Origin of the sequence: Salinispora oceanensis, from assembly GCF_000383575.1 — a bacterium.
GTDB classification, from domain to species: Bacteria; Actinomycetota; Actinomycetes; order Mycobacteriales; family Micromonosporaceae; genus Micromonospora; species Micromonospora oceanensis.
This window is the reverse complement of record NZ_KB911579.1, coordinates 3,614,494-3,622,474: the sequence shown is the minus strand read 5'-3', so window position 1 is coordinate 3,622,474 and position 7,981 is coordinate 3,614,494. Positions and strand designations below refer to the sequence as shown.

Sequence of the window (7,981 nt, the reverse complement as noted above, 5' to 3'; positions counted from 1 at the left end):
TCAACGGACACGGCACCCACGTCGCCTCCACCATCGCCGGCACCGGTGCGGCCTCCAACGGCGACAACACCGGCGTCGCACCCGCAGCCGACCTCCTCATCGGCAAAGTCCTCAACGACGGAGGCATCGGCTACGACTCCTGGGTCATCGCCGGCATGCAGTGGGCCGCCGAATCCGGCGCCGACATCATCAACATGAGCCTCGGTGACTCCTCCCGCACCGACGGACTCGACCCATTGACCCTCGCCGTGGACACCCTCTCCGCACAACACGACACCCTCTTCATCGTCGCCGCCGGCAACGACTACGGCGGACTCATCGGCACCCCCGGCACCGCAGCCAGCGCCCTCACCGTCAGCGCCGTCGACAAACAGGACCAACTCGCCAGGTTCTCCAGCGCCGGACCCCTCGCTCGCACCGGCGCACTCAAGCCCGACCTCACCGCCCCGGGCGCCGCCATCAACGCCGCCCGCTCCCAACACAGCACCGGCGACGGCATGTACCAAAGCAAAGACGGCACCTCCATGGCCACCCCACACGTCGCCGGAGCCGCCGCCATCCTCACCCAACAACACCCCAACTGGACCAACACCCAACTCAAAACCGCCCTCATGAGCAGCACCCAGGGCCTAGCCGACACCTACAGCGCATACCAGGTCGGCACCGGCCGCCTCGACGTAGCGGCAGCAGTAGCCAACCCCGTACAAGCCACCGGCTCCGCCTACTTCGGCTACTTCGACTGGCCACACCAACCCACCGACACCCCCATCACCAAGGCGGTCACCCTCACCAACACCAGCACCACCCCCGTCACCATCAACCTCACCACCACCGGCAACAAGGCGTTCACCCTCAACGACTCCACCGTCACCGTGCCGGCCGAAGGCCAAATAGACGTTCCGGTAACCGGCGACCCAACAACAGCCGACATCGGCGAACACACCGACTACCTCATCGGCACCGATGCCAGCACCGGTGAAACCATCACCCGCACCAGCCTCGGCCTCATCAAAGAAGACGAACGCTACGACCTCACCATCAAACTCCGCGACCGCAACGGCGAACCCACCAGCGCGACCGTCCTGCTAAACGAGGCCGGGGAAAGGTTCGCCGGATACGTCGCCGTCGACGGTGAGCGGACCTTGCGCCTCGCACCCGGTACCTACACCCTGAGCAGTGACTTCGACGTTGCGGGTGAACGAGCTGACTCCCTCGGCCTCGCCCTCCTGGTCGCCCCAGGGATTGGGTTGGACAAACCAACCGAGGTAACGCTGGACGCCAGCAAGGCCCGGCTCCTCGACACCGCCACCCCCCAACGCACCGAGAACCGACAGCGCACTCTCAACTATGCCGTCGACTACCCCAACGCCGACAGCTTCCGATTCGCCTACCGAGTTCCGATTTGGTACGACGACCTGTACGTCCTGCCGACCGAGGAGCCCACCGAGAGCTCGTTCACTCTGGGGGCCCGGTGGCGTAAGGGTGACCCGGTCCTGAGCCTGCGCGCCTTCGGCCTGCTCCCCATCGACGCCCTGGCCCAGGCCGGCAGCACCATCACCACCGGCAGCCAGTGGCTACGCCCCGTCTACGCCGGCACCGGCACCCCCGAGGACTACGCCGACCTTGACGCCGACGGCAAGATCGCCGTCATCACCCGCAGCGACGACATCAGCGCAGCCGACCGGGCTGCAGCCGCGGCCGCCGCCGGAGCCGCACTCCTCCTGATCGTCAACGACAGCCCCGGAGTCCTCTCCGAATGGGTCGGCGAATCACCCATCCCCGTCGCCAGCGTCCACCGCGACATCGGAAGCATCCTGACCACACTCGCCAAACACGGCATGCCGCCACTGAAGGTCACCCAGAAGGAGTACGCCGACACCATCTATGACCTGAACCAGGCCTGGTCAGAGCGGGTGCCGGACCAGCCCCTCACCTACCACCCCAGCCACCACGACCTAGCCCGAATCGACGCCCGCTACCACGCCGTCCAGGACACCACTGGCGGGGGCTATCGCTACGACCTGACCTTCATCCCCGCAATCGGGTCCCCCGAGCGCGAGCAGTACCCCGGCACCCGCACCGAATGGGTCACCCCAGGCATGGAGTGGCACGAAACCCACACACAGGGCGACTGGGAGGACCGGGCGTTCACAGACACGTACGCGAAGGGCACGACCACCAAGGTGGACTGGTTCGCGCCCGCCGTCCGGCCCGCTTTCGGCCGCGGCTACAGCGTCAGCAACAGCCGTTACCAGGACACCATGCTCCTCAACGTACAGTCCTGGAGCCCTTCGGGCAGCCAGCTCGAACACGCCGGAAACATGCAGTACGGCTCGGTGCCAACCAACATGAAGCTCTACCAAGGTGACACCCTGCTGCACGAGAACACCATCGGCGCCTACCTGCCAAACAAGGAGGTGCCGGCCGGGACACTGCCGTACCGGCTGGTGCTGGACGCGTCCCGCCCGGCCGACGAGTGGCGACTGTCGACCCGTACCCACACGGAGTGGGACTTCATCTCCAGCACCAACGACGCTGACCGGCACACCCCGGAACCCCTCACCCTGCTGCAGCTCCACTACGAGCTGGAAACTGACCTACGAGGCGACGTCGAAGCCGGAACCCGCCAAGAAATCAGCATCACCCCCAGACCACAGCCCGGCGGTACCGGCACCGGCACCATCACTTCGGTGGAGCTTGAGGTCTCCTACGACGACGGCACCACCTGGCAACCCATCACCCTCAAACAGGGCGACAACAACCGCCACACGGGAACACTGAAACTGCCGGACCAACCCGACAGCTTCATCTCCGTACGCGCCGCCGCCGAAACCGACACCGGCTTCGCCATCCGACAAGAACTCATCCGCGCCTACGGCCTGCGATAACTGACCAACGGGGTCCCCGGACCGACAACGCTCCGGGGACCCCTGCAGGCCCCAACGCAAGGCAGACGACGACGCTCCATCACCGTCACCCGGTGGCGGAGTGGCGTCGTGGCGGTTACCCGCCGGTCGCTAGCTGTTCATTTGGCCGACGATCGACGGTAAAACCGTGCCATGTCTTCCCATTCAGGACCCTTCGCCACTGGCGGGTCACGTCGGCGGCGGCTGATCGCCGCCATCGTGGCGGCCGGGATGATCACGGCCTCCGCCGCCGCGATCCATCCCACCGCCGCGACCGCCGGCCCACCCCCGACAACCACACCCGCAGGCCCGGTCACCGGCACGCACACGATCGCCACACCCGCCACAGCCCCGGAAGCACACACCGTCACCCTGATCACCGGCGACATCGTCACCGTCCGCACCCTCGCCGACGGCAAACCCCTCACCGAGGTCGACCAACCCGACGACACCACCGGCGGCTTCAGCGTCCAACAACACGGCGACGACCTCTACGTCATCCCCGACGAAGCCATCCCCCTGCTCGCCGACGACCGACTCGACCAACGACTGTTCAACGTCACCGACCTCATCGACATGGGCTACGACGACGCCCACACCACCGACATACCGCTAATCGCCACCTACCCCGAAACAGCCCGCACCACCACCAGCACCGCCCCCGAGGGTGCAACGCTGACCCACGACCTACCGGCCATCAACGGCCACGCCCTCACCACCGACAAAGAAGACACCCGCACCCTCTGGACCACCATCAGCTCCGCTTCCGGCTCCGATCAGACCCGCGCGGACAGCGGCATCGCTAAGCTCTGGCTCGACGGTCAGGTGCACGCCACCCTCGCCGACAGCGTCCCCCAGGTCGGCGCCCCCGAAGCCTGGGAGGCCGGCTACGACGGCGACGGCACCACCGTCGCCGTCCTCGACACCGGCATCGACCCCACCCACCCCGACCTCACCGACCAAATCAAGGACAGCGTCAGCTTCGTCCCCGACCAGGACACCACCGACCCGCAGGGGCACGGCACCCACGTCGCCTCGATCATCGCCGGCACCGGCGCCGCCTCCGACGGCGACAACACCGGCGTCGCACCCGCAGCCGACCTACTCAACGGAAAAGTCCTGAACAACGGAGGCGCCGGCTACGACTCCTGGGTCATCGCCGGCATGCAGTGGGCCGCCGAATCCGGCGCCGACGTGATCAACATGAGCCTCGGCTTCGAGGCGCGCACCGATGTCCTCGACCCGGTGACCCTCGCCGTGGAGAACCTCTCCGCGCAGCACGGCACCCTCTTCGTCATCGCCGCCGGCAACAACGCAATGACCATCGCCACTCCTGGCAACGCCGAAAGCGCGCTGACCGTCGGCGCTGTGGACAAGCAGGACCAGCTCGCCGGTTTCTCCAGCGTCGGACCACTGGCCGGGAGCGGAGGGCTCAAGCCCGACCTGACCGCCCCCGGCGTCGCCATCAACGCCGCCCGCTCCCAACAGAGCGCCGGCAATGGCATGTACACCATCAAGACCGGCACCTCAATGTCAGCCCCACACGTCGCCGGAGCGGCGGCTATCCTCGCCCAGCAACACCCCGACTGGACCGGCCAACAAATCAAAGACGCCCTGATGAGCAGCGCCGAGGCACTGAGCGACAGCTACACCGCGTTCCAGGTCGGCACCGGCCGACTCGACGTGCAAGCGGCCGTGAACAGCACCGTACGCGCCGCCGGCTCCGCCTTCATCGGCTACTTCGAATGGCCACACCAACCCACCGACACCCCCGCCACCGAACCGGTCACCATCACCAACAGCGGCACCACCCCAGTCACCCTCGACCTGGCCATCACCGGCAGCGACGCATTCACCCTCAACGACTCCACGGTGACCGTGCCCGCGGGCGGCCAGGTGGACGTCCCGGTGACCGCTGACCCGAGTGGAATCGCCATCGGCTCACACTCCGGCCACCTCGTCGGCACCGACCCCACCACCGGCGGCACCATCACCCGCACCGCCCTCGGCCTCCTCAAGGAAGACGAACGCTACGGCCTGACCATCAAACTCCGCGACCACAAGGGCGACCCCACCCAGGCATTCATCCTGTTCCAGGCGGACGACAGTTGGTTCCGCCGGTACATCCCAGTCGATGGCGAACGGACGCTGCGCCTGCCACCGGGGACCTACACGCTGGAAACGAAGGCGGAGATCCCGGGTGAGCAAGCGGACTCCCTCGGCTACGCCCTACTGGCCGCCCCGAGGGTCGTGCTCGACAAACCAACCGAGGTAAACCTGGACGCCAGCCAGGCCCGACTCCTCGACACCACCACACCCGAACGCACCGAAGACCGACAGCGCCTACTCCAGTACACCATCGACCACGGCACCGGTGCCGACCCTTACCACTACTTCCATTTCATCCCGGCGGCATACGACGACCTGTACGTCCTACCGATCGAAAAGACCACCGAAAACTCGTTCGCCATGGCGGCGACATGGCGTAAGGGCGCACCAGTCCTGAGCCTGCGCGCCCTCGGCATACTCCCCATCGACGCCGCCGTCCAACCCGGCAGCACCATCACCACCGGCACACAATGGCTACGCCCCATCTACGCCGGCACCGGCGCCCCCGAGGACTACGCCAACCTCGACGCCGAAGGCAAGATCGCCGTCGTCACCCGCAACGACGAGGTCAGCGCACCCGACCGCGCCGCCGCCGCAGCAGCCGCCGGAGCCGAAATGCTCCTGGTCGTCAACGACAACCCCGGAATCCTTCACGAAGAGGTCGGCAACTCCCCCATCCCCGTCGCCAGCATCCACCGCGACATCGGAAACGCCCTGATCAAACTCGCCGAACACGGCATGCCGCCGCTGAAGGTCACCCAGGATCAGTACCCCGACACCATCTATGACCTGGCCAAAGTCTGGCGGGATCAGGTGCCGGACCAGCCGCTCACCTACCACCCCAGCCACCACGACCTGGCCCGAATCGACGCCCGATACCACGCCGTCAACGACACCGAAGGTTCCGGCTTCCGCGCTAGCACGGCCATCGGCCACCCGATCGCGGTTAGCGAGCCAGAGTCGCACCCCGGCACCCGCACCGAATGGGTCACCCCCGAAATCCCCTGGATCGAACACCACGAACAGTCCGGTTGGAACGTCAGGGCCGACCAACGCACCTACGCGAAAGGCACGACCAGCAGAGTAAACTGGTTCGCACCTGCTATCCGACCGGCCTTCAACCAGTCCTCCTATCTTCGAAACAGTCGGTACCAGGACTACATGACTCTCAACCCGCTCCCCTGGAGCCCCTCGGGCGTGCTCGACTACGGCGGGACGACGGGGTATTCCGCCCAGGAGCACATCAAGCTCTATCAGGGCGACACCCTGCTGCACGAGAGAACCACGGACTCCTCCCTGCCGAACAAGGAGGTGCCGGCCGGCACGCTGCCGTACCGGCTGGTGTTGGACGCGTCGCGCCCGGCCGACGACTGGCGACTCTCCACCCGCACCCACACCGAGTGGGACTTCATCTCCAGCACCAACGATGCCGACCCCAACTCCCCCGAACCCCTCACCCTGCTGCAGCTCGACTACGACCTGGAGACCGACCTGCGCGGCGACGTCAAAGCCGGCACCAAACAAGAAATCAGCATCACCGCCAGGCCACAGCCGGGCGGCTCCGGCACCGGCACCATCACCTCAGTGAAGCTCGAGGTCTCCTATGACGACGGCATCACCTGGAAACCCGTCACCCTCAAACCGGGCGACAACGACCGCCACACCGGAAAGCTGAAACTGCCAAAGCAACCCGACGGCTTCATCTCCCTCCGCGCCGCCGCCGAAACCGACGCCGGCTTCGCCATCCGACAAGAACTCATCCGCGCCTACGGCCTGCGCTGACCCAACCAACGGGGTCCCCGAACCAACGACGCTCCGGGGACACTGACCCAGCCAGCGGGGTTCCCGAACCGACAACGCTCCGGGGACCCCGCTGGCCCTACCCAACACAGGCGACCGCGCCACACGCCACGGAGCTGGCCCTCATCCCGCCGACCAGTCAAGACGCCCAGCAGCGGAGTCACCGTTGGAGAGCAACTCCCCTAGATGCCCGTCACGCGGTGGCGAAGTAGTGCAGTGGCGGCTAACCGCCAGCAGAAGCTATTCAATTGGTCGAGCAACATCAGTAGAACTAGATCCATGAACTCCTATCCAGGACCCTTCGCCGCTGGCGGGGCACGGCGGCGGTTGATCGCCGCCGTCGTGGCAGCCGGGATGATCACGGCCTCCGCCGCCGCGATCAATCCCACCGCGGCAACCGCCGGCCCACCCCCCACAACCACCCCCGCAGGCACGATCACCGGCACACAGACCGTCACCCTGGTCACCGGCGACATCGTCACCGTCCGCGCCCTCACGGGCGGCAAAACCATCGCCGAGGTCGACCAGCCCGACGACACCACTGGCGGCTTCAGCGTCCAACAACACGGCGACGACCTCTACGTCATCCCCGACGAAGCCAAACCACTCCTCGCCGACGACCGACTCGACCAACGACTGTTCAACGTCACCGACCTCATCGACATGGGCTACGACGACGCCCACACCACCGAACTACCCCTCATCGCCACCTACCCCGAAACAGCCCGCACCACCACCACCGCACCCGAAGGCGCCACCCTCACCCACGACCTACCCGCCATCAACGGCCACGCCCTCACCACCGACAAGCAAGACACCCGCACCCTCTGGACCACCCTCACCGCCAGCTCCAGTCAGACCCGGACCAGCGGTGTAACCAAGCTTTGGCTCGACGGCCAGGTACACGCCGACCTCGCCGACAGCGTCCCCCAAATCGGCGCCCCCGAAGCCTGGGACGCCGGCTACGACGGCGACGGCGCCACCGTCGCCGTCCTCGACAGCGGTATCGACCCCACCCACCCCGACCTCACCGACCAAATCAAGGACAGCGTCAGCTTCGTCCCCGACGAAGACACCACCGACGTCAACGGACACGGCACCCACGTCGCCTCCACCATCGCCGGCACCGGTGCGGCCGACGTAGAGCGCTGCCAACAGCGGCAGGA

General features: G+C 66.7%; 3 protein-coding genes. All 3 read left to right on the top strand.

What is annotated here, in order from left to right:
* Positions 1-2,888 (top strand): S8 family serine peptidase (locus SALPAC4_RS25385; protein ID WP_080642029.1); only part of this gene is annotated, 2,888 nt, incomplete at its 5' end.
* A gap of 171 nt (positions 2,889-3,059) precedes the next feature.
* Positions 3,060-6,797, top strand: a complete 3,738-nt coding sequence (locus tag SALPAC4_RS0116785; RefSeq protein ID WP_029127505.1) for a S8 family peptidase — start codon at positions 3,060-3,062, stop codon at positions 6,795-6,797.
* 297 nt (positions 6,798-7,094) lie between these two features.
* Positions 7,095-7,981: S8 family serine peptidase (locus SALPAC4_RS25380; RefSeq protein WP_033775433.1), on the top strand; the 887-nt coding region annotated here is incomplete at its 3' end.

What these genes read in the sequence shown, in the direction of transcription:
- SALPAC4_RS0116785 (WP_029127505.1), top strand. Translation starts at nt 3,060, where the DNA reads ATGTCTTCCCATTCAGGACCCTTCGCCACTGGCGGGTCACGTCGGCGG.